Source organism: Leisingera sp. F5 (assembly GCF_001593695.1).
Window position 1 is genome coordinate 1 of record NZ_LUKH01001263.1, and the last position, 1149, is coordinate 1149.

General features: G+C 65.3%; 2 protein-coding genes. Both read right to left on the reverse strand.

The genetic code is table 11. From position 1 onward, the window contains the following. Positions 1-215: hypothetical protein (locus A2I95_RS40645; protein WP_291737977.1), on the reverse strand; the 215-nt coding region annotated here is incomplete at its 3' end. Continuing rightward, positions 193-1149 (reverse strand): primosomal protein N' (priA, locus tag A2I95_RS40650; protein ID WP_291737978.1); only part of this gene is annotated, 957 nt, incomplete at its 5' end. The genes A2I95_RS40645 and priA, both read right to left, overlap by 23 nt.

A 1149-nucleotide genomic window follows, 5' to 3' on the forward strand; every position in this document is an offset into this window, starting at 1 on the left:
CATCTGAACCAAAGAGCGTTCCGACATCTGAGGTCTTCACGCTCCTTGCCCAGGCTCAAGGTGTGCAATGTATTGACCGAAGCAACACGGTAGATATTTGGGGCCAGATGAATAAAGGACCCGCTCTTCATCTGGCCCCAAATATCCCGGGGGAAGCCGCAGGCCGGGGGAAGAGCCCCCTTCATCCCTTCATCAAAAGAAACTCTGAGGATCAATATCAATGCTCAGCCGCAAGTCGCCTTTCAGCCGCAGGGGCGCGGTCCAGCGGGCGATGGCGTCCTGCAGCGGCACGCCCTTTGCCGCCTTGATCAGCAGCCGCACCCGGTGGCGGCCCCGAACGCGGGCAATCGGTGCGGGCGCCGGGCCGAACAGCTGGGCGCCAACCCGGCGCAGCGGGCCGTCATTGCGGGCCATCGCATTGCCCAGATCAAAGACTGCTGCCAAGTCCGGCCCCGACAGAATGATGCCCGCCATCCGCCCATAAGGCGGCACGCCTGCGGCCTGGCGCTCAGCAGCCTCGGCTTTCCAGAAGCTCTCCTCGTCCCCCGACAGAATCGCCCGGATCACCGGATGTTCCGGCTGAAAAGTCTGCATCAAGGCCTCGCCCGGCCGTTCGGCACGCCCCGCCCGGCCTGCCACCTGCCGCATCAGCTGAAACGTCCTCTCCGCCGCGCGCAGGTCGGAGCCCTGCAAACCAAGGTCGGCGTCGATCACCCCCACCAGCGTCAGCAGCGGAAAGTTGTGCCCCTTGGCCACCAGCTGGGTGCCGAGGATGATGTCGGCCTCCCCTTTCGCAATTTCCTCGATCCGGCTCTTCAGGGCGCGGGCGGAGCCGAAGAGGTCGGAGCTGAGAACCGCTATCCGGGCCTCGGGGAACAGGGCGGAGGCTTCCTCCGCCAGCCGTTCAATGCCAGGGCCGACAGGCGCCATCTTGCCCTCCACCTCGCAGGACGGGCAGGCCTCGGGCACCGGCTTGGTCTCACCGCATTGGTGGCACATCAGCCGCTTCATGAAGCGGTGTTCGACCATCCGCGCGTCGCAATGATCGCAAGCCACCTGGGCGCCGCAGGCGCGGCAGATGGTGACCGGCGCAAAGCCACGGCGGTTCAGGAACAAGAGCGACTGCTCACCCCGCTCCATCCTGAGTTT